We start from the raw sequence: 22,343 nt of genomic DNA on the forward strand, positions 1-22,343 counted from the left end.
GGCGGATCAGTGATCGATGGCGGTGATAGTGCGCCACCCGTCGTCGACCTCGACGATCTGTGCAGGCCTGCGAAGCCGGGCCGCCAGTTTTGCGATGACCTCGTGGGCGTCGCGACGAGGCAGCGCAACCACCAGTTCGGCGTCAGGATCGAGGAACAACCGAGCGTCGGCTGCGAACGGCACCACGTCCAGGTCGATGCCGACGCACACCACCACCACCAAGCGGCGGCCGTCGGGCGTCAGGCCGTAGGCCACAGCGGGCGCCGGGTCCTTTGGACCCCCTCGAGGCAGCGGCGACGACGCCGCTCGCAGCCTGCCTGCACCCACGAGATCCGGTCGCCGTATCAGCAGCGAGCGAAGCCAGCGAGCCGCACCCATGCGGTTGAGCGGATGGGGAGACGCTCCCGGCGTGCGATGGCTCCGCACTATGTCGGCGACGCGACGGATGGCCTCGGTCGTCGGCTCATCTGCGTGCAGCAACGAGAAGGCCTCGCGATCGTGAGCACCCACTCCGACCTCGATCTGCCACTCCGCCGAGGTTTCGCGTACATCGCCCGCATCGCCGTCGTCGTCGCTGGCTCCCGTGTCGCCGCTGGAGGGCACAGCGACGATGCGGGCCACTTCGAGACCCTCCACCTCGCCCGTGATCACGCCGTGCTCGACCATGACCTCGACACCGGCAGCGCCGAGCAGCGCTACCAGCTCGGGCGCACGCGGAGGTGGGGGCTCGGTCGACCGCGGCGCCGCCTCGGCGATGGTGGCACCGGACCCTTCGATCTGCCACACGATCGGTGCTGGGACAAAGCACGCTGCCCGCCGAGCGAGCACGTCGCTGTGGTTCTCAGCAAAGACATGCACGCCGTCGCAACCAGAGCGCACCGCCAGCGCCAACGCGCCACCCAACGCTCGCTGCGTTCGCTCCTGGGCAAGGCACACCACTGCCGGCTCGGCATCGGAGGCAACGGCCAGGGCTCCGTCATCGGTGCCCGAGACTTCAGCCAGATCGACGCCGAGCACGGCACGGGCCAGGGCTCGCAGCTTCGCCGCGTGAAGGGCCCGGATGCGATCAGCGTCGAGCGCCATGGTGGCTGCCCTCAGGCGTGGGGCGTTTCGAGACTGCGGTGCCGGCCCATTGGTGACGCTCGTAGCACCCGCCGGCTGCGCCGAACCGGTGGCCCGTTCAGCTCCGTCGCTTCCGCTGGCCGTAGCGGCGCTCGAAGCGCTCCACGCGGCCCGCCGTGTCGACGATCTTCATCTGCCCGGTGAAGAAGGGGTGGCTGGCGCTGGACAGCTCAACGTTGGCCAGCGGGTAGGTGTTGCCGTCGGCCCACTCGATCGTGTCGTTGGTCTCGACCGTGGACTGGGTGAGGAACGCGAAGTCGGCGCTGGCGTCGCGGAACACCACGGGCCTGTAGTTCGGATGGATGTCGCTCTTCATCGTGTTCCCTGATTCGAAGGTTCCGGGGCAATCAGCCTAAGGCGCCGGGGGTGCAACCGCATCGAGTGCAGATCAACGGTGCTCACCCAGGCTGAAGCTGCGGTCGCGGTCCACCGAGACATCGCCGGCCTCCAGATCAGCGACTCCGGGCAGGCCCCCAGTGAGCGCTATCTCGAGGTTCGCCGCCTCGCGCAGCCGCGCCGCCACCAGGTCGTCGACTTGGTTGCCCGTTGACGTACGCGCCGTTGCCACCATGGTGATGGAACCAGCGTCTTCCAGGTTCCGGGCGCCTCCGAAGAACCGCAGCGTCGACGTGATGGCTGCACCCACGGTGTCGGCGGGCTGGTGTCGCCCATTCCCACCTGCCGCGTAGGCACGTGCAAGCCGCGTCAATCCGTCGAAGAGAATCACGACGTCGTCTCCAGACTCCGCCATGCGCTTCGTGCGCTCCAGTGTGAGCTCCGCCACGGCGAGGTGCTCTTCGGGCGGTCGGTCGAACGTAGATGCCAGAACCTCACCCGAGGTCTCCAGCCGACGGGTCAATTCGGTGACGTCCTCGGGCCGCTCGGAGATGAGCAGCACGATCAGGTGGATGTCTGGATGTTGGTCGCCGATGGCAGCGGCCATTGCCGCCATCAGTGGTGATGCAGAGTGCGTCCCGCTCGCCGTGAGCAGGCCGCGTGAGCCCATGCCGATCAAGGCGAGGTTGTCGATGGTCGCGAGTGTTCCTGCACTCTGGGGGCCCGCGAGCCGCAATGCGTCGGTGGGCAGCACCGGTGTGAGGTCATCAAACAGCGGTCGGTCAGGTTGTTCGGGCGGCAGCTCGCCATTGAGCGTGTCGAGACGCAGCAGTGCCGGGTTGCGCTCGCTGCGGGCCGCTGGACGGCTGACGCCGGTGATCCGGTCGCCGCGGCGCAGGTCGTACTGACGTACCTGCCGGGCCGCGACATAGACATCGTCGGCCGAAGGCAGCGGGCCGTTGGTGCGCAGGAAGCCGTAGCCCTCGTCTCGCAGGTCCAGCAGGCCATCGCAATGGACGGTCTCGCCGACAATCGGTCCGTCGTCGCGGCCTCGACCGCGGCGGCGGCTGCGGCGGTTGCCTTCCTCGGCCACGGGCACGTCCGGCCCGGATCCCTCATCGTCGGACTGCGTATCGCTGGCATCTGCTGCTGGCGCATCCTGATCGTCGACGGCCGGGGACGAATGGGCGTCGGCGTCAGAGCCGCTCGAAGCGACAGGTTCAGGAGGCGGTGCTGGTGTACGGGTGCGCTTCGTGACCGTCGGAGTCTCTGCAACGGCTTCGGCCGGATCTTCGGCCTTGCCGCCCGTGTCGCCGTCGGCCCCCTCGGGCGCAAGGATGGCGCTGATGATCGTGCTCTTGCGGGCACGGGGTGCTACCTCGATGCCGAGCGCCGCGGCGATCTGGAGCAGTTCGTCCCGTTCTTTGGCCTCCAGCAATGCACGATCCGGCATGTCCGACATGGCTACCTCAGAAGCTCCGGCCTGCTCTCGCGACGCCCCTCGGGCTGCGAAGTGAGTCTGCGTTTCCTGTTTCGGGCCTTAGCGCCCGACCCAGCGATCCGGTCCCGTGACGCCCGAGCGAGCCCTGCACTAGGGAACCATCGATCAGTGCCGACGCTACCGGCGACGTTTCCCGACGGCTACCAGTCGTTATTGGAGGCAGTGCATTCGTCTGATTTGCCACCTCAGGCGGAAGCGGTGCGGGGAGGGGCCTATCGGAACGCTTTGCCCCAGCACACGGCAGATCTGTCGGTTTGCAGTGCGCACGTGCGGTCACCCACGGACGCCAGCGCAATGAAGTCCCCGCTGGGCGCCTTGGTCTGTCCTTGGTCGTTGTCGCCCCAACACACCAGCGTTCGATTCGGCCTCACACCGCAGGTGTGATCGTGCCCAGCAGCAATCGCGATCAAACGGTCGTCTGGCGGGCGCCCTCGGGGGAACGACCCGTTGCCCCAGCACTCGGCGTCGCCTGTTGCTCGCAGCGCGCAGACGTGATTCCGGCCGATGGTGAGCTGCGTGTAGCGACCGTAAGGAACCCTGGTCCGGCTGAAATGGTCATCACCCCAACAGGCGGCGGTCTGATTCTCGCGGATGCCGCACGCCAGAACTCCGTCCGGTGCGACCGAGACGGTCGTAAACGGTCCTGCCGGCGGGTTCACCTGATTGAGGCCATTCTCCGACGACAAGTAATCCCAGCAATCCACTGAACCGTCGTCGCGAATCCCACAGCCAGATTGGTGACCGACCGTCACAAAGACGAAGCTGCCGTCGGGAGTGGCGACCTGAGATCCACGATCCTCACGGGTCCAGCAAGAGACACCGCTGTCGACTCCGAGCGCACACAGCATGGACGTCCCGGCCGAGATCGACCTGAAACGACGACCTCCGCCGTCGAAGGCGATTTCGCCGAGCACTCCCGTGCACGTCATGGCGCCATTGGCGCGCAGGCCACAGGAGAACCTGTCGCCTACCGCCAGCGTCGAGAACTGCGATGACGGCGGCTGAGTATCGACGTTTCCCCAGCACGTCATCGTTCCGTCACCGTCCAGCCCGCAGGCATGGGTGAGACTGACATCTATCAGCGCGCGTGCGCCGGTCAGTGTCGTTGCCGAGGCTGCAGCCTCTTGGGCGGGCGCGAATCTGCCGCGACCGCCGTTGCCCCAGCACTCCGCGGTGCCCTGCGGGCGCATCGCACATGCGAAATTACGGCCAATCGCCAGATGAGCGAAGTTCCCTTCTGGCGCCTCGAGTTCTCCGTCGTTGTTGTCGCCCCAGCACACGATTCCGCCGTCGGGGCGGAGGGCGCATGCGTGCCAAGCTCCCGCAACTACCTGGGTGAAGTGACCCGCGGGCGCGTTTGTCTGTCCCCATTGGTTCCAGCCCCAGCAGGTCACGGTGTGGTCGGTGCGCAACCCGCACGACAGCCCTTCGCCCGCAGACACCGACGAGAACTGCCCCGAAGGCGGCTCGGCTTGGCCGCGGTCATTGAAGTCCCAGCACTCAATCTCGCCGGCGGTCAAGACTCCGCACGAATGCCCCGCGCCGACGGAAATGGACGAGAATTGCTTCGAGGGCGCGTCCACCGGGCCCCTATCGTCCCAACACAGGACCGTCCCACTGGCGCGAAGGCCGCACGCACGGCTACCTCCAGAGTCGAGAGAGTCAAACGATTCCTCCGGGCTGTAATAGCCGGGGGCTTCTGGAGTGCCGAACTCGCCCCAGCAGGTGGCGCTTCCCTGAACAGTCAGCGCGCACGTGTGGTAGCTGCCGCCGCTGACCGAGGTGAAGTGGCCTTCGGGCACATTGAGTTGTCGTGCAAAGTTCCACCCCCAGCACTCGACTGCGCCGCCGTCACGTACTCCGCAAGCGTGCCAGTCGCCTGTGCCGATCGACTTGAACCTGCCCCCAGGCGCGATATCGCGGCGGTCGTAGCCCGCGCCCCAACACACAGCTGCACCATCGATGCGCAGGCCGCAGTTCTGGTCCCACCGGGAAGTGACGTCGGTGAACTGCCCGGCCGGAGGCTGGGCCTGGGACTCCTTCACATTCCCCCAGCAGAAGACGGCTCCGTCCACGCGCACAGCACACGAGTGATCGTTGCCCACCGTGATCGCCTTGAACCGTCCTGCCGGTGCTGATGATTGGCCCAGATCATCCTTGCCCCAGCAGTTGACCGTGCCGTCAACTCGCAGCCCGCACGCGTGAAAGCCGCTCGCCTCAATGGTGGTGAACTCCCCAGACGGCGGCTCGGAGACAGGCGCATAGTCGCGACCCCAGCACTCTGCCGTGCCGTCGTCGCGCAATCCGCAAACCACGCCGCCGTCATCACTGACCGACATCACTGAGAACGGCCCGGCGGGTGCTCCCCTCCGCCCGATGAAGTTGCCTCCCCAGCACTCAATCTCGCCGCGGATGGTCAGGCCGCACGTTGCGTCCCAGACGGCCTCAACGGCTGTGAATCGTCCGGCTGGCGCGTCCGCCTCGCCACTGTCGTTGTCGCCCCAGCATCCGACCGTGCCGTCGACGCGCAAGCCGCAGGAGTGTGCAGGGCCTGAAGACACCGTGGCAAACGCACCATCGGGAGGTTCCGATTGGCCCTGCTTGTTCCAACCCCAGCACGCGAGGGTGCCGTCGGTGCGAACGGCGCAAGTGTGACTGCCGCCAGAAACGAGCGATCGGAACGTGCCGAGCGGAGCATCGGTTTGGCCGACACCGTTCGAACCCCAGCAGCCGATCGTCCCCTCGACCTGCAAGCCGCAGGCATGCGAGCCGCCAGGCGCCAGCATGATGTACTTCGCGGTCGCGGGGTCGGGTCTGCACGGGTTGGGCGCATGCGTGCCGTCAGATCTATGAGTACGGCAATCATCGTTCTCGATCGTGTGATCGTTGTGGCACCACGCGCTGCCCGTGTAGATGTGCGCATGGCGGCCGTCCGCATGGGTGCCGTCGGGCCGATGAATGCGACAATCACCGTTCTCGGCTGTGTGATCGTTATGGCACCACGGGCTGCCCGTGTAGGCGTGCTCATGCTGATCGTCGGGACACGCGGGCAGCGGACTCGTGTTCGATGGCGACGTTGAAGTCTCCGGCGCAGCACCACTGTCGGATTGAGCGCCCGACGCCACCGGTATCAGTACACCCAGAACGACAATCAGCGATCCGACTCCAAACCCGAGCCTTCGCATTGCACACCCTCTCTCTCGCAGGCACCCCACGATCGAAGCGAGCATCACGCTATTTCATGAATCTCCCACGGCCTCCGTGGCTTCTTCATCGCCATCACAACCCCGTCAAATCTCCGCAGAAGCCAGCAGTTCCGCCGATGCCGAGCACCATCAAGGTGTGCAGCGGGCGATGACGAAGTCGCGCAGGGTGGCGAGGTCGTTCGGGAGAGCGGTGAGGTACTCGTCTCGGTCGGCAAGGGCGGCCAGTGACGGTGGCAGCTCGGGTTGCCGGCCGGTGGCTTCGACTACCGCCTCGCCGAACTTGGCCGGATGGGCGGTGGACATGACGGCGATGGGAGTGGTCCATCCGCCCGCCGGAGCGTCACGGCGCGCCACCGTGAGTGCCACTGCGGTGTGCGGGTCGATGAGCCGGCCGTCGGTTTCGTCGACGGCGGCAATCGTGGCCGCCACCTCGTCCTCGCTCGCAGAGCCGGCATCGAAGCCCGCACGCAGGCCAGCAAGTACATCAGGCGCCAATGCCAAGGAAGCCTCGGCACGGAAGTGAGCCATGTCGGCTGCGAGTGCAGCGCCGCGGCGGCCACCCAGCTCAAACAGCAGTCGTTCGAAGTTGCTGGACACTCCGATGTCCATGGCCGGGCTGGTGGAGGGCCGCACCTCGCTGATGGCCATGTCGCCGGTGCGGTGGGTGCGAGCCAGGATGTCGTTGTGGTTGGTGGCAACCACGAGCCGGTCGATCGGGACGCCCATGCGGCGGGCCACGTCGCCCGCAAGAACGTTGCCGAAGTTGCCGGTCGGAACGCAGAACGACACGGCCCGTTCGGGTGCGCCCAGCTTCACCGCAGTAGTCACGTAGTAGACGGTCTGCGCAGCCACGCGGGCCCAGTTGATGCTGTTCACCGCTCCGAGCCGCATCCGCTCGCGCAACGGTCGGTCGCCGAACAGCGCCTTCACCAAGTCCTGGCAATCGTCGAAAGTGCCGTCGATGGCCACGTTGTGAATGTTCGGGCTGTCCACCGTGGTCATCTGGCGCCGCTGGATCTCGGTGACCCGGCCAGCCGGATGCAGCATCACCAACTCGATGCCCTCACGGTCGCGGCACGCATCGATGGCTGCCGATCCGGTGTCTCCTGAGGTGGCACCCACGATCGTCATGGTCGTGCTGCGCCGGGCGAGCTCGTGTTCGAACAGACGGCCCAGCAGCGCCAGCGCTACATCCTTGAACGACAGCGTCGGCCCCCGGAACAGCTCCACGAGGTGTTCACCCGCGGCCAACCGGCTGGTCGGCACCACGTCAGGATGGGTGAAGGTGGAGTACGCGTCGAGGGTCAGTTCGGCCAGCTCGTCGACACTCAGTGACGGCGCCACGAACGGAGCCAGCACCCGTGCTGCCACCTCGTGGTACTCGAGTTCAACAAAATCAGCCAAGTCGTTCGCACTGATTGCCGGCAGCTCAACGGGCACATACAGCCCGCCGTCGGAGGCAAGGCCCTCGAGCAGCACATCGCCGAATTCCAGGATCGGGGCGTCGCCCCGGGTGCTGATGTAGCGCATGTTCCGGCCAGTCAATCCCGCTGGCTAGTCGCCGATCACGCGGATCGCGTTGCCGATGCTCCGCACGGCGTCGAGGTTGCGCACGTCGCGCAGCGTTGAGGCCACGTCGGCTTCGCGAGCGCGGTGGGTGATGAACTCCAAGTGCGCGATGCCGTCGGCGGCACCGCCCCGTGTGGTCTGCTCGACCGAGCGGATCGACACGCCGTGCTGGCCGAAGACGCCAGCCACCGCGGCAAGCACGCCGGGCTTGTCGGTCACGTCGAACTGCAGGTGATACGCGGTGTAGGTCTCGTCGATGGGCCGCAGCCGCGCCGCGGCCAGCGGGCCGAAGCCATCGCAGACACCCCGACGCAGGTTCTGCGACACCGTGATGAGGTCGCCCAGCATGGCGCTGGCGGTCGGGAAGCCGCCCGCTCCCCGCCCGTAGAGCATGAGATCTTCGACGGCTTCGCCCTCGAGGAAGACGGCGTTGAAGGCGTCACGCACCGAGGCCAGCGGGTGATCAATGGGCACCATCGCCGGATGCACTCGCACAGCGATCTCGCCGTTCTGACGCTCAGCGACTGCAAGCAGCTTGATGACATGGCCCATCCGGGCCGCCGCGGCGATGTCGTCCTTGCCGATCCCGCTGATGCCCTCGGCGTAGACGTCGCCGGCCACGACCTTGGCGCCAAATGCCGTCATCGCCAGGATCGCCGCCTTGGCTCCGGCATCGAATCCTTCGACGTCGGCCGTGGGATCGGCCTCGGCATAGCCCAGACGCTGTGCCTCACCCAGGACCTCGGCGTAGTCGGCCCCGTCCTCGGTCATCCGGGTGAGGATGTAGTTGGTCGTACCGTTCACGATTCCCATCACCCGGGTGATGCGCTCGCCCACGAGCGAGTTGCGCAGCACGCCTATGAGCGGGATCCCGCCCGCTACGGCCGCTTCGAACGCCAAGTCCACGCCGCTGGCCGCGGCCGCGGCGAACAGCTCCTCACCGACATTGGCGATGAGCTCCTTGTTGGCGGACACGACAGGCTTGCCCGCATTGAGGGCGGTGGCAACCAAGTGCCGGGCGGGCTCGATGCCGCCCATTGCCTCGACAACCACATCCACGTCATCGGCCACCACCAGCGATTCGCTGTCGCGGGTCAGCACTCCAGCGCGCAGTTCCACCGATCGCTCGGCGCTGAGATTGCGGACCGCGACCCGGGTGACCGCGAAGTCCAGCGACGTGCGGCCTGCGAGGTGGTCGGCATCGCGCTGCAGCAGTGACACCAGCGCCGCCCCGACATTGCCGCAACCCAGAATGCCGACGCGCACCGAGCGGGGCGCGCCCGCATCAACGGCGGGAGGGTGCATGGGCTCGGCAGCGGCTTCGGGCACGGCCGAAACGGTACCGGCATCGCACCCCCGCCCCAGCAGGGATTTTGCTGACTGCCCCCGAAGATCATTCGAGTCTGAGGCATGTGGTCTTTGACCCCGGTATCCCTTCACCGGCCGATCTCGATGTGAGGCGGAACAGCGCCTGAGGGGTCCGTGTAGATGTTTTGTAGATATCTTGTAGCCAGACGCGGTAGCGTCACGCCATGGAAACCACCACGATCCGTGTCGACCGAGGCACTCATGCGGGCCTGGTCGAGATGAGCCGTTCAAGCGGCGACAGCCTCACCGAGACGGTCCGTCAGGCCGCTGACGCCCTGCGCCGGCTGAGATTCGGGCTGCAAGTGCAACAGCAATACGCCGATTTGCGCAGGGATCCGGAGGCATGGGCCAGCTACCTGACAGAGCTCGAATCGACCCACGTGAGCGATGGCGTCGATTGACGAGATCTGGCTCACCGACTTCGGAGAGCCGTATCCGAACGAACCTGCCTCTCGCCGGCCTGCCCTCGTGCTCGGGCCGCCGGACATATTCGGCTCCGATTTTCCGATCGCAATCGTGGCACCGCTCACGACAACCCACCGGGGACTGGACCTCCATGTCGAAGTCCCCGCGAATACACGCACAGGCCTGGACGAGACGAGCTACGTGCAATGCGAACTGCTGCGATCGGTCAACGCCAATCGCCTGGTTCGTCCCCTTGGCGCGATTGACGTTGACACCAGGTGGCACGTCAGCGAGATCGTCAGGACGCTGCTCAACCACCCGTGACACATATGGTGCAGAGGTGAATTCACTCTGGTCTGGAACTGCGACGACAACCCAGCCCGCCGGTCAGTGGACGCCAAGTGACAGGACCATCACTCGCGCTTACACGATGCCCAATACCGCCCTGAATGCACTTCAAGCATATTCGGCAGTATCGATTGCATAGCAATAGATGGACAAGACGATCCGGACAATTCCTAAGAGGCACAAGACCAGAAACCCCGCAGACACTGCTACAAGAACATTAAGCACTGACTCATCGGTTACGAAATAGAGAATCACGATGAGCGTCATCGCGACAATTCACAGCAAGATGAACGCAATGGCCTTCGCGATTACTTCTTGCCTGGAGACCCATGACTTCTTGTGATCCAATCCGACTGTCAGTGCCGTGGCCCCGCCCGCATCACGCGCACCGACAGCTAGCGGCAACTGCTCCTGAATCGCATCTTCGACGGCAGACTCGAGTCCAAGTTGCTCGAATGAGTATGGACCCGGGATGCCTCGATAGTCCGAACTCGGGCTACCGCAGTCCGACAGCAGAACTTTAAGGCTTTTCTGTCGCTTTACATGATCGCAAACTGGCATTGATTTGCACACAATGTCCTACTGAAGACGCTCCACTATGATGTCCGAATGATCGAGCATGAACCTCCTGATCGCTTGCCAATGGTGCTCGTAGCGTACGGTCAATAGCTGATCACGTTCAGTTTCGTCGATCGTCGGGTACGTCGCTGCGTATTTTGCACATTCGTGCCTGATGTCAAAATACTCATCAAACGTGACGCCAACGCCCGCTTCGAGCGATTGCACATAACCGGCAGGAGGATCAACCAGCAGTAGGCCAGACCGTCCCACATCGTGATAGCTACGAGGACTACCAGGCCCCGGCAATGGCCAACCGTGACTTCTTCACCATTTCAATCTGCTTTCGATAGTTCTCTCGGCAGCGGAAACGGTACCGGCAGTGTGCGTGCGCTCCCGCAGCATTTTCGGCTCTGGAGCTCCCGGCGTGGCGCTCCCTGGCTTGCACATCCGGCTCGCAAGCATCGCCCTCAGTCACGTGTGAGGCCTATTTCACGATTAAGGCTCGTATAGCAAGGCTTGATCGCACGGTGGCTTTGTCCCTACCGCGATTGACGGGCGACTACCTACGCTGCAATGCCTTAGATCGGCGGGTTAACGGCTGACGGCTCATCGGTCGTTCTCAGGCGTCGTTGTCAGCGGCCCGAGAGAATTCCAACTCTCCGGCGAATCGTTGCTGGACGGAATGAACCTGTTCTTCGCGCTGCTGGGGGCTCCACGCCAGCAATTCCGTCATGCGATCGGCGATGGCTGCAGCCAGTTCAGCTCGGTGATGCGGCTGGAACCAGGCGGCCAGTGTCCTGCGGTAGATGACGTCTTCGACTGTCGTGGCGGCTTCGACGCCTACCGCCCAGTCGACCTCTCCGGTGAGCACCGGTGCGCCGTCGACCAGCCGTCCGGCGCCTTGGCCCATGACCTGTGGTGCGTCAGCGCCGTAGAGATGGTGGAGGCGCTCGTCTCCGACGATCGGCTCGGCGGCGGCGGCGGGGAGCGGCGCTGTGCCCGGACCGGGAGGCAGGTCGCGCTCCAGCAGCCTGCCGACCATCTCGACCGCGCTGGCTGCCAGACCGGCGAACCCGGTGAGCTTGCCGCCCGCAACCGACAGCAATCTTCCGGGGCCTACTCGCAGTTCGGCCTCGCGTGACATGGAGACCGACTTGCGCGAGCGCCGAACCGGAAGAGCGCGCAATCCGGCCCATGCCGCCAGCACGTCACCGGCCGTCGGTGGCTGGGTCGCGAAGTATCGGGCGAGTGGTTCGAGCAGGTAGTCGACGTCGGCCCGGTCGATGGCCGGCCATGTCACTCGCTCGTGTTCGTATGGGGTGTCTGTCGTGCCGACGTACACGACTTCGCCGCGTGGGATCACGTACACCCAGCGGCCATCGGATGCTGTGCACAGAATCGGATGCTGTACCGGGAGGGCCCCGCGGTCGAGGACGACGTGCACGCCTTTGGAGACCAGGACATTGGCAGCGGGCGACTCGGCTTCAAGCCGCGCGACGTGATCGACCCACGGACCGGCAGCGTTGACGACGGCACTCCCGCGGATCTTGACCTCCCGGCCGGTCACCGGGCAGTGCGCGATCACTCCGGTGATTCGGGTTCCCTGACGCAGGAGCGCACGCACAGGGGCCTGGGAGGCCAGCACGGCGCCTGATGCTGCTGCGGCTCTCAGGACAGCGAGGACGAGTCGAGCGTCATCGGTGAGGTACTCCCGGAATGCGATGGCCCGACCATGGGTGTCAAGGCGGAGCGCTGGCTCCCGCCTCTCAAGCTCGTCGCGGTCCCAGCCCACATGAGCATCGTCACGGCTCACGCTGCCCAGCCGCTCGTACACAGCGAGCGCGCAGCGGAACCATTCGGACTGCATCCGATGGCGGGCTGGCACCACCATCCAGACGGGCCGTGCCAGATGCGGCGCCATGACGTGAACAGCTGCCCGCTCCCGGGCCGTGCGGCGGACGAAGTCGACGCGCCCCTGCGCGAGATAGCGAAGACCGCCATGGATGAGCTTGGATGAACGCGACGACGTGCCGACGCCAAAATCTCCGGATTCGCACAGGGCGACTCGCAGACCCCGCGCCGCTGCGTCCCGGGCGATCCCGGCACCCGCGATCCCGCCGCCGATCACGATCACGTCGAAGCTGGTGGTCTCGAGTTCATCCAGCAGCGCTGTTCGTGACGTGGGGGTAAGTGTCGCCGTCATCCCGGAGGCTCATCGGGCGCGAACCCGGCCGAACCACGACCGAGCGGCTGGTGTTCCCCTTCGGCGACCTGCTGATACTGCAGCTCGCGGGAGACCGTCGCGGCGAGGCAGTCGAGCACGGGCTCGGGCATGGCGGGGTCGAATGGGAGATACACGACGTGCTCGAGCAGCCGACGCGCTCCCAACGATGGTGGACCGTCGTTGGGATCGTCGTGTTCGACAACTGCGAACGCGCGGCCTCGCGTCGCATGAAAGCCAGCGGCAGCGAGCTGGTCGACGAGCGCCTGCGGGTTGGGGGCCAGCACAGGTACCAGCCAGTACGAGTGCTCCTCAGCCTGCGAAGTGGGAATGAGCGCGTCGCCGAGCCCCCGAATCAGCCGGCTGGCGGGCACGATGCGCCGGCGGACAGGTTCATCGCCCTCATCGAGGCGGTCGCCGAGCGTTCGCACGAGCGGTGCCGATGGTCGACGGCGGATCCGGTCCAGCAGGTCGGGACCCGGGAACCCACGGGTGAGCTGCTGCAATACCGCGTCATGGCCGGGACCCAGCTTGTCGAGGATCCGCACGACCATTCCGAACATCCGCGGCGACGCAAACGCGTTGAGCAGTCCGAACTTCGCCAAGCGTTTGAGCTGAAGAGCTCGACCTTGCGCGGGCATTTCGGCCGCCAACCGCCGCATCTCGCCCCGCACGTCCCCATCACACACCCGAGCGAGGCCCCCACCCGCGGCCGTGGCTGTCTTGACCGGACCGAAGCTGAAGAGCGCGATGTCGCTCTCAGGGTGTCCACGCCAATGCGGACCTGCGTACGCCTCGGCGCAGTCTTCGACGAACAGCGATCCATTCCCATGGGTCACACGCCGCAATTCGTCGGTCTGTGCACGGGCACCGAACAGGTGTGACAGGATCACGGCTCGGGTTCGCTCGTCAATCAAGTTCTCAAGCGCGTCGGCGTCAGGTTCCCCGGTGGCCGGATCGATATCGAGCGCGACGACATGGAGCCCGTTGGCGCGGGCGATGAACGGCATGTCGGCAACGGTGAACGCCGAGAACACGATGCGGTCACCTGGCTGCCAGCGTTGAGCTCGCAGCCACAGATCGAACAGCGAGCGCACGGACAACCCGACGACACCGGCACCATCAGGGTCCCAGCGCTGTTCGAGCGACGATGCTCCGTCCGGCGCAGAGGGTCGGGCGCAAGAAATCACGGCACGCAGCCATGCAGATGCCGACATGTCCAGTCGCCTATTGGCCCAGACGTTCACTTCGAACTGTCGGCCTCGGACTGCGATGGCGGCACCGGGGCCAGATAGCCGACGATCAGCAGCAGAATACCGACCCCGATGAATGAAGAAGCTTTCGGCAGTGCGGCCAGGCTTGCCAGGTCGATCAAGAACAGCTTGACCACCACGACCCCCATCCATGACGCGCCGACGATCCAGATGCGCCGGTCGGCCGCTCTCACACCGACGACCATCGCAGCCAACGCGGTCGCAGCCCACAGGATCGACACAGCAACCTGCAGCTCTGTGGAGAATACGAGCGGTCTCAGCTCGAACGGCACGCCCGTCCAGTGATGGACAGATCGAGCCGCGGTCATCGTGAGCACGACGACACCCGCGGCGCTGAGAGCCGGGGACCAAGGGGTCGCGGCCAAGCGCCGCAGACTTGCAACAGCAGGCGTCAGGCTGTCCGAATCGGCGGACAGTTCGGCGACCATCTCGCTCTTCCATCTCAGCAGCAAGATGACTGAAGCTGCCGCGCAGATGTCGATGGGATTCAGGACCGGCAGGAACGGCAGCGGGTCGACGTTTCCGTGGTGACCGAGCACCGCAATGCCAGCAGCTGCAGCAGCAGTCCACGCGACCGGCGTAATGCCATACAGCAAGCAGCAGCGCCAGCCGTCTCCCACGAACCATGGCGCGATCGGACGGGCGAGCAGAGAAACCCCCAGCCACAGCAGCACCGCAGCACCGGCTCCGTACAGCGGCCATTGCCCAGCGGCGGTCTGCGCCAATTGGCCGTGCACCTCAGCGGCCAAGAACACGCTCAAAACGCAGTACAGGCCGCCGTACTGACCCAGGACTTTGAGCCGGTCCCCGCCGGTGCGCAGGAACGCTGCGTACGCGACGATCATGAGCGGCCACGCTGTCCAGCCCCAATCAGCGGACGGGTAGTCCTTGCTGATGAGGGCGACCGCCAAGGCCGCGACGAGCGTCGGCAGCATCAGCACGCCGGCCCATTCGAGCTCGTTCCACTTCAGCACCCGACCGGCTGCCAACAGTGCTGAGAGCGTGCCGATCACCAGAAGCGACAACCCCCACAGCCGGTAGTCATCGGTCGCGACCCAGATCTGTGCCGCAGCCGCGAACAGCCACCAGCCGACGCCCCACAGCAGCGACAGCCACATCGACGGGACACGCAGTTCGCGCAGCGCCGACGCTGACCGGTAGACGACCACAGCACTTGCGACGCCGCAGGCGGCCAGCAGCACGCCAACGCCGAAGTACTGGTTCAGAATCGACGTCGAATCTGCCCAGAAGCTGAGAGTTGACGAGTGCCCCGCACTGTCGTCCACCAACCGAGCGGCATAGACCCCGCCAGCAGCAACCTGCAGCAGCATGCCGAGCACTGCGCCGGCCACCAATCGGCGACGGGCGGCGAGCCACACCAGCACGGCGCCTTCGAGAGTCCACATCGTCGACACGGCGAGCGGCCCCGCCCGAACCCACATCTCTGCTGACTCGGCGAACAGGAACCAGCCTCCGCCGAGCGCCAACGCCGAGTACATGACTGAACGCCAAGCGTCATCACGAGAGTCGACAAACCGCGACACAGCGGCGGCGCTGGCAAATCCGCATACCGCCAGAAACACGGTTACGGCGAAGTACTGATTGACGACCGGCAGCGATTCCGCCCAGAACTCGAACGGACCGGACCGCAGTTCGTCAGAGTCCGCCTTCAGCTTGAGCGCCGCGGCGACGGCAGCGACGACCTGCATGGCGATGCCAACAACGGCAACCGGCATCGAGCGGTGCTTCGATGCAACCCACATCAGCGCAGCACCCTGCACTGCCCACAGCCCGACGGCTGGCAGCAGGCCGAGTCGCAGCCACACGGCGGCGGTCTCGGCGAACAGGAACCAACCGGCACCCCACACCAACGCCGCGCTCTTCGCCGATGAGCGCCAGGGGTCGAAGTGCGACGAGCGACGCAGAGACTCCGCGCCGGCAAGCCCGCAGGCAGCCAGCATGACGGCCCCCAGCGAGTACACGTTGAGGACCGGCGTGGCCTCAGCCCAGAAACCGAAGACCGCAGCAGAGTCCCAGTCCACGGAGTCGGTGGCTATCCGCACGCCGTATGCGACAGCGGCGATGGCTTGCAGGACAGCGCCGCCCAGCAGCGCCAGCCGTGAGCCCCATCGCGAACTGGCCCACACGAGCACTGCGCCCTGTACAGCCCAGATGGCCGAGGTGGCCGATGCGCCCATAAACAGCGGAACCGCTGTTGCGCAGAACACCACGGCGAGCGCCGCATAGGCAACTTCGATCTGCTTGCCCGTGCTCGCGAGTCGGCGGGACAACTGGTGGAAGGCGGCGTACAGCACAGCGAGCACTCCGCTGCTGACCGCGACGCCGTAGCGCAAATGGCCGACCAGCAGCGCCTGCATCGCCAGCCCCGCGAACGGCGTGCAGAACACCAGCGGCGTGCTCCATGCCTCCTTGAAGCCGACAGGCTCGTCGCGAGACGACGGCACTAGCGGCCATGCCAGCGGCACGAGCGCGTACAGCAGCACGAAGAACGCCACGAACGGCTGCAGCTGCGCCCAGTCGCTGTGGCCCTCGCGGGCAAACAGCCACAGCCCGGCCACCACGAACGTGAAGCCGTAACCCGACAGCACCAGCGTCGGCCACGCCTTCCGCCTGCCCACGGCGACCACGGCAACGCCCAGCACCGCGTAGAAGCCGAATACCTCGAAGTGGTCTTGGGGCCACGCGAACGCCAGCAGCGGCGCGGAGAAGCCGCCGATGAGACCCAGCATCGCCAGCGTCAGCGAGCCTTGAATCATGGCGAGCGCACCGGCTGCGACGGTGATCAGCACGACCGCAGCCAGAGCCAGCAGCGGGGGCAGAAGGTCGTACAAGGCGTAGGAGGCGAGCGTCACCAAGTACAGAACAGCGATCCCGCCGCCCTGGAGACTGCGGCCGTAGATCGGCCGTCTCGTTCGCTGATGCCAACCAAACGCCAGCAAGCCGAGCCCGAACACCGTCGCTGCTGCGAGGCGAATCTCGATCGTGAAATCCACCCAGCCGCGCACAGCTGCTTCCCGCAACAGGAAACCCAGCCCGATCAGCGAGAGAATGATCCCGATCTTCACGGGCGAGTTGCCCGTCAGCAGCCACGTGCGCGCACGAGCAACTGCAACCGCCGCCAAGGTGGGCTCGGGCGGTTTCGCCGGTCGACGAGGCGCCTGCTGCCGTCGGGTCGCAGGTACTGCCGGCCGAGGCGTGGGGGCGGGCCTAGGAGCAGTTGTCGGTGCCGGGCGTGGCGCGGGTGCCGGGTGTGGTGCAGGTGCCGGGCGCGGTGCACGCAACGGAGCGGTCTCAGACGTTTCGGGTGGTGATTCCGGCTCGGCTCCAGTCTCTGTCGTCGGCCGAACGTACGAACTGCGATGCGAGGAAGACGGGGACTGTTGGGTCCCACCAGACGATCGTGCGGGTCCCGCGGCCGCAGCTGGCCTCCCAGATGCATCCGGAGATGCAGCTGATCGACGCAGGGCATCTACTTCCCGCTCGAGGGACTTCACGCGAGAGCGCATCTCACGAGAACCGACATCTCGCCCGATCAAGTAGCCAATGGCGGCCCCAACGGGAATGCCCGCGGGACCAACAGCACCGCCGATGAACCCACCGACAAGCGCAAGTACAACAGGAAGCATGCGGTGAGCCCTAACTGTCGCTTCGCGTGAAGTTGTGCGCGTACCGCATGTCACCTACGTGTTCGAGTCGTGCTGCCGAACGCGAGACGTGTGCGCCCATCCCAAACGCCTCAAGATCCTGACGAGGGTTGAGACTACTCATGCATTCATGAAGGCAAGAGCCGGCCTTCAGCGCGCCCTGCGTCGAGTCAAACGACGTCGAGCGCCACCATGTCGTCGACTGTCTCGCGGCGGATGGGACTGTCAGTCCTGACAGTCCCGCGACCGGCGGTGTGTCGGACTGCGCCGCCCAACAAGGCTTGAAGGTCATCGACCGCTGGTTCGCCCGCCCGGTCGCCCAGATCGCCCAAGCACGTGGCGAGCAGCCAGGCTGGCAGCAATCGAGAACGTCCTGAGCCACCGTTGAAAGAAAAGACCAATGGCCGACCGAACGATGTCCGAAGGGCACAAAGCCGTGATCGCTGCCGGCCGGATCGAGGCGGCAGCAGTGCGTAACTACTTGGAGGCGCCGGAGTCGCCCCGTCCGAAGCGGGGACGCCGAGTCGGCCTTGAGGCGCTCGCCGACGAACCGGGCTTGCCCGCTGTGGAAGCAGGACTCATCGAGCACGCCGCCAGCTACGGCGCACGCAAGGACATCGCGTATGGCACCTGGCGCAAGTCCGGCGTGTCGGCTGCGCTGCTCGGCAGGTCCGACATCACGCGGGGATCATGACCATCGGGGCGAATTTCGACACTCTTCCCGAGGGCGGAATCCGCAACATCTACTCGCGGTGCCCTTTCAAGATCGAAGTGCTCGACGGCGACCGGCTACTCGGCAATGCCACGGCGTTCTTCGTCGAGAACGACGATGAGTGGTTCATCATCACCAATGGCCACGTCGTCACCGGCCGGCACGCGTTCACCCGTCAGCGCTTAGGGGACGGATCACCTGACGGGTACCCCCGTCGGCTGCGCCTCCATCTGCCGGTTCACGTCGAACTCGGCGAACACGACGGGTACCAGCCGACGAGGCTCTCTTACGATCTCTATGCAGACGGCCAGCCAAGATGGTACGTGCATCCCTCCCTAGGCCACCGTTGCGACGTAGTAGCGCTGGAAGCGAGATTTTACAAGGAGCAGAAGGTTCCTTGGCATCCTGCGATCAACCGCATCAGCGACGACCGAGTTCCCGTGATGCCCGGAGTGCCAGTGTTCATACTCGGCTACCCCAAAGGCATCAGCGTCAAGCTGGGGATGCCCATCTGGAAATCCGGCTACGTGGCATCGGAGCCGAGATTCCCCATAACGATCGAACAGGACAGCGAAGCAGCGCAACAGCAAGGGCTGTTGGACGGACTGCCGGCGTTCTTCGTCGACAGCCAAACACGGCCGGGAATGTCCGGTTCCCCGATCGTCGCCCAATACACGGGCACATGGAACCGGAACGACCCGTACGGCACGCCAACGCCCGACGAGGGCCTGCAGGGCAATCTGGGCAACCTGGTGAGAGGCGAAACAAGAAGCGAGTTCATCGGCTGCTACAGCGGACGAGTCCAATCGCGCGAACTCGATGCCGGCCTCGGGATCTGCTGGCGCAAGGACGTGATCGACACCATCTGCGCGGCTCGGCTCTTGGCTGCACATCCCCACACCGAGTCCGCCGCAGGCGGCGACAACTGAGCGATACAGACCTCCCGCTGCCTCAGAGCGCATCCCGCCAGTTCAACGCTGCGCGAGTGGGGCGCTGTACGCGGCGACATGCGGCGATTGATCTTGACTGGCGGTGACCGCGGCGGGCAACTCGTCGGAATGGAGAGCGAAATCAACCGCCACGACGAGCCGGTAGCCGCCGGTGTCCCCGGCTGCGGCGGTGGCCTCGATCGTGTAACGGCCCGCAGCGAGCAGCACCTCCGACAAGCGGGCCTTGTCGCCAGTGCCGCTGTTGTCGTCGCCGCGCAGTGCCTGCCCGCCTGAGACGTGTCCGTCGAGCAGCACCACATAGGCACCCAAAGTGCTGGTGCCCACCGCGGCGGCCTCGAGACCGATGCTGACCCACCCAGAACTGGCCAAGGCGAACGCGTGCCGGCGGACATAGAACGTGTCCGTCGAGTCGGGGTCGCGGCTGTCGGTGGCACAGCTCGTGGCGCTCAGCGTGCCCGTCACGGTACGGGTGGCGTGCGCGAGCGTTCCCAGCGGCGACACGCACGCCGACGCGGGACGCGCCACGAACGCCGCGGTCGCTGTCGCGATCCCATAACCGGTGTTTCGGCACTCGACCTTGACACCGACCCGGCCGGTGCCGGTCGTAGTGATGCTCACGGTGCGGCTCAGACCGCTGCCGCCCGCAGAGGGCACACCCGAGATGCCCCACGCATCGGACGCTGTGAAGTCCGCGGTGGTCGGGGTGACGTCGAAGCTGCCCGAAATCGCCCCCGCCCCGGTGCCGTCGCCGGGCACGCACCAAGAAGGCCGTCGCCCCTTTGAGCAGATCACGCTCCATCCGCAGCTGCGCGTTCTCCCGCCGAAGCTGGGCCAGCCCCGTCCGCTCGGTCGTGGTGAGCCACTCGCGCTCGCCTCGGTCGACTCGCGTCTGACGCACACAACTGCCCAGATTCGGCGCCCCGATCCCCAAGCTCCGAGCCACCGACGCACTGCTGCGGCCCTCATCAAGCACTAACGCCACGGCAACAGCCCTGAATTCCTTGGGAACCGATCTTCGCGAACGGCCCGGCGGCAACTCCGGCCCCGACACAGGGAACACCACTTGGCATCTCGGTGGGCTGTGGGTCATGGGCTTGGCAGGGTGACGCGTGCGAAGTCGAGCGGCGGGGTGCACGAGAGATAGGTGCCCAGTGCGTCCTGATCAGGCAGGACGAGGCTGTCGTGGTTTGTCGGCGTCGGGGAGACGAAGCGCACGACATGGGTGCTGGTGCCGCAGCCGAGCAGTTCGCCGGTTGGTGCGTGGCTGAGCCATGTCACGCCCGAGAAGCACGGCAGGTGCGCCGGATGCACGGTGATGATGAGCAGTTCGCCGTCGTGGCGGGCTTGGGCAATCCATCGCTGCCCGTCGGGGCGGACCGGTTCGCGCAGGCTGTAGGTCTGAGACTGCTCGCCCACCGCGAGGTGAAGCAGGTCTCCTTCGGTGCGAGCTTCGATGTTGGAGGCTCGTGTTGAGGCTTCGGTCGTGAGTTGTTCGGTGGGCTGTTCTGTTGGGTGCGCTCCGCCGCTCCACGCGAGCCAGTATGTGGATGGGTTGGTGCCGTCGGTGGTGCCGACCTCGATGCCGTCTGGGCCGTGCACCACGACTGCTGTCTGGCCGAGGCAGTCCGTCTCGAAGCCGGGAAGCCACACCTCGGAATCTGCGTTGCCGGTCGAGGGCCAGTGCCAGTAGCGAACGAACCAATGCGGTTCCCGATCGTCGGCGCTGTACCAGAGCTGGATCAGTCCTGTGAAGGGCCACTCGGGCGTGCGGCCTGTGCTGAAACTCGGCGCACCAGGCGGTCGGCTGAGGTCTTGTTCATCGGAAGCGTCCTCGCCCTCTGGGTCGCTGTCTTGGGCGTCGTCGGTGTCGACGTCAGCCGCTGTGGTTGCAGGAACCGTGTCGGCGTCGTCTGCGCTTGCAGGCGCTCTTTCCGTCGGAGCCGGAGCGGTGGATGCCGGCTCTGCTGACAGCGCAGTCGTCTGTGTCGGAGCAGCCGATGTGGCGGGGGCTGCTGTGGTCGCGGTCAGAAGCGACGTTCGGGAGGTGTCGGCTTGCGACGCCGCCGGCGAGGTGGCCGTCGGCTCCGCACCGGTGCAGCCGCTGAGGACCGCCAGCGCGACCAGCACCGACAAGGCGCGCAGTCGCGACATCAGTCGGGCGCTCCTTCAGGCGCACCGCTCCTGTCGAGCTTGCCCAGGTCGAATCCGTCGCACACCTTGTCGGAAAATGGCTCGGGAAGCTCAAGGGTGGCAAGCGACGACGGCCCGACGAAGACCGGCGAAGGACCCCCTAAGGTATGGAAGCACGCCACCAGTTCGCCGGTGCGGCCGTCGACGACATAAGCGTCCTCTGCTTGGCAGGCGGGTTCGGAATACCGCACCTCGAAGCCGTAGTAGAACCCCGCCGCGCCCAGTCCGCCGCCTCTCGTCCCCCAGATGCGTTCATCGTCGTCGGGTTCGGCCTCGAACGCCTGCTCGCCTCTTTGCGGGTCAACAAGCGCCAGCCCGTGCCGCTCGGTATCGAAATCGTACAAAAACGAGAAGTACGCGACCTCCTGCGAGTTGTCCACTCGCAGGACGCTGTATTGCATCCTCGCTTCCAGATTCCCACTGTCGCTGCCGTGGTCGAACTGGTCCTCGGCGGACGTGTAGAAGTCGACAAAGCCCGCGCTATGGAGGACCGGGTAGGCATCGTCGCCCCACGGGACGACGAACTCCAAGCGCTGACCCTCCAAGGAATCCAGCGAATAGAAGACTCTGTGCCGATCTGCCGAGAATTCCGAAGGGCAATAGGTGGACCAATATCGCTGGTCCAAACCGACCTCGCTAAGAGCACCCGTCTCGGAATCCCAATACACAAAGACGTTGCTCTCACGTTCCGGGTCGTACTGCAAACCGACAATTCCGACAAAAGGCCACGGTGGCGCAGTCCCCTCATCGGAAGCGGCCCGCGGCTCGCTCGCGCCTGACGCATCGTCCTCGGACTGCGCAGACACCGACGCCTGCCCGACCGTCAACAGCGCCATGAGGGCGAATACCACCCCGACCGCAGTCGCCCGAACGCGTCTCATGGGCAGACCACCCGCGCCGACGCCGCATGCATCC

At 65.8% G+C, this 22,343-nt stretch carries 16 protein-coding genes and 1 pseudogene; 4 read left to right on the plus strand and 13 right to left on the minus strand.

Features of this window, described 5'->3' with window-relative positions; genetic code table 11:
* Window positions 1-6 precede the first annotated feature (6 nt).
* The 6 genes from ACOCMM_RS15860 to ACOCMM_RS15885 form a co-directional block, all read right to left on the minus strand.
* Entirely contained in the window at window positions 7-1,083 is a 1,077-nt protein-coding gene (locus ACOCMM_RS15860) for a hypothetical protein (RefSeq protein ID WP_419554100.1), read from the minus strand.
* 97 nt (window positions 1,084-1,180) lie between these two features.
* A complete protein-coding gene (locus ACOCMM_RS15865; protein ID WP_419554101.1) occupies window positions 1,181-1,438 on the minus strand; it encodes a type B 50S ribosomal protein L31 in 258 nt (85 codons plus the stop codon).
* 72 nt (window positions 1,439-1,510) lie between these two features.
* Entirely contained in the window at window positions 1,511-2,911 is a 1,401-nt protein-coding gene (locus ACOCMM_RS15870; protein ID WP_419554102.1) for a hypothetical protein, read from the minus strand.
* A gap of 260 nt (window positions 2,912-3,171) precedes the next feature.
* Window positions 3,172-6,084: an RCC1 domain-containing protein gene (locus tag ACOCMM_RS15875; protein WP_419554103.1), complete on the minus strand. Its 2,913-nt coding sequence runs from the start codon at window positions 6,082-6,084 to the stop codon at window positions 3,172-3,174.
* Window positions 6,085-6,294: 210 nt separating this feature from the next.
* Window positions 6,295-7,695, minus strand: coding sequence for a threonine synthase (gene thrC, locus ACOCMM_RS15880; RefSeq protein ID WP_419554902.1), 1,401 nt, complete (start codon window positions 7,693-7,695; stop codon window positions 6,295-6,297).
* A gap of 24 nt (window positions 7,696-7,719) precedes the next feature.
* Window positions 7,720-9,063: a homoserine dehydrogenase gene (locus ACOCMM_RS15885; RefSeq protein WP_419554104.1), complete on the minus strand. Its 1,344-nt coding sequence runs from the start codon at window positions 9,061-9,063 to the stop codon at window positions 7,720-7,722.
* 203 nt (window positions 9,064-9,266) lie between these two features.
* Here ACOCMM_RS15885 and ACOCMM_RS15890 point away from each other — a divergent pair, with 203 nt between their 5' ends.
* Together ACOCMM_RS15890 and ACOCMM_RS15895 are read left to right on the plus strand one after the other, a co-directional pair.
* Entirely contained in the window at window positions 9,267-9,503 is a 237-nt protein-coding gene (locus tag ACOCMM_RS15890) for a hypothetical protein (protein WP_419554105.1), read from the plus strand.
* Window positions 9,490-9,831, plus strand: coding sequence for a type II toxin-antitoxin system PemK/MazF family toxin (locus tag ACOCMM_RS15895; RefSeq protein ID WP_419554106.1), 342 nt, complete (start codon window positions 9,490-9,492; stop codon window positions 9,829-9,831). The genes ACOCMM_RS15890 and ACOCMM_RS15895 overlap by 14 nt, the downstream gene beginning before the upstream one ends.
* 1,204 nt (window positions 9,832-11,035) lie before the next feature.
* Here the strand turns inward: ACOCMM_RS15895 and ACOCMM_RS15900 are convergent.
* From ACOCMM_RS15900 to ACOCMM_RS15910, 3 genes are read right to left on the minus strand one after another with little or no spacing between them, the layout of a single operon-like run.
* Window positions 11,036-12,619, minus strand: a complete 1,584-nt coding sequence (locus ACOCMM_RS15900) for a glycerol-3-phosphate dehydrogenase/oxidase (protein ID WP_419554107.1) — start codon at window positions 12,617-12,619, stop codon at window positions 11,036-11,038.
* Entirely contained in the window at window positions 12,616-13,854 is a 1,239-nt protein-coding gene (locus tag ACOCMM_RS15905) for a DegT/DnrJ/EryC1/StrS family aminotransferase (protein WP_419554108.1), read from the minus strand. Before ACOCMM_RS15905 ends, ACOCMM_RS15900 begins: the two co-directional genes overlap by 4 nt.
* A 26-nt stretch (window positions 13,855-13,880) precedes the next feature.
* Entirely contained in the window at window positions 13,881-17,558 is a 3,678-nt protein-coding gene (locus ACOCMM_RS15910; RefSeq protein WP_419554109.1) for a DUF2339 domain-containing protein, read from the minus strand.
* Window positions 17,559-17,976: 418 nt separating this feature from the next.
* On the opposite strand from ACOCMM_RS15910, the gene ACOCMM_RS15915 reads away from it, so the two are divergent.
* Together ACOCMM_RS15915 and ACOCMM_RS15920 are read left to right on the plus strand one after the other, a co-directional pair.
* On the plus strand, window positions 17,977-18,270 hold the full coding sequence (locus tag ACOCMM_RS15915; RefSeq protein WP_419554110.1) for a hypothetical protein: 294 nt from the start codon (window positions 17,977-17,979) through the stop codon (window positions 18,268-18,270).
* Window positions 18,267-19,217, plus strand: a complete 951-nt coding sequence (locus ACOCMM_RS15920) for a S1 family peptidase (RefSeq protein ID WP_419554111.1) — start codon at window positions 18,267-18,269, stop codon at window positions 19,215-19,217. The genes ACOCMM_RS15915 and ACOCMM_RS15920 overlap by 4 nt, the downstream gene beginning before the upstream one ends.
* 42 nt (window positions 19,218-19,259) lie before the next feature.
* Here ACOCMM_RS15920 and ACOCMM_RS15925 read toward each other — a convergent pair whose 3' ends face one another.
* From ACOCMM_RS15925 to ACOCMM_RS15940, 4 genes and pseudogenes are all read right to left on the minus strand, one after another.
* Window positions 19,260-19,994, minus strand: a complete 735-nt coding sequence (locus ACOCMM_RS15925) for a hypothetical protein (protein WP_419554929.1) — start codon at window positions 19,992-19,994, stop codon at window positions 19,260-19,262.
* Window positions 19,995-20,046: 52 nt separating this feature from the next.
* Window positions 20,047-20,328 (minus strand): annotated as a pseudogene (locus ACOCMM_RS15930) (transposase); the annotation flags it as partial.
* Window positions 20,325-21,389, minus strand: a complete 1,065-nt coding sequence (locus ACOCMM_RS15935) for a hypothetical protein (protein WP_419554112.1) — start codon at window positions 21,387-21,389, stop codon at window positions 20,325-20,327. The gene ACOCMM_RS15935 and the pseudogene ACOCMM_RS15930, both read right to left, overlap by 4 nt.
* Window positions 21,389-22,309, minus strand: a complete 921-nt coding sequence (locus tag ACOCMM_RS15940) for a hypothetical protein (protein WP_419554113.1) — start codon at window positions 22,307-22,309, stop codon at window positions 21,389-21,391. Before ACOCMM_RS15940 ends, ACOCMM_RS15935 begins: the two co-directional genes overlap by 1 nt.
* Between the last annotated feature and the right edge of the window lie 34 nt (window positions 22,310-22,343).

The sequence above is a fragment of the Candidatus Poriferisodalis sp. genome, assembly GCF_965198245.1.
Taxonomy (GTDB): domain Bacteria; phylum Actinomycetota; class Acidimicrobiia; order Acidimicrobiales; family Poriferisodalaceae; genus Poriferisodalis.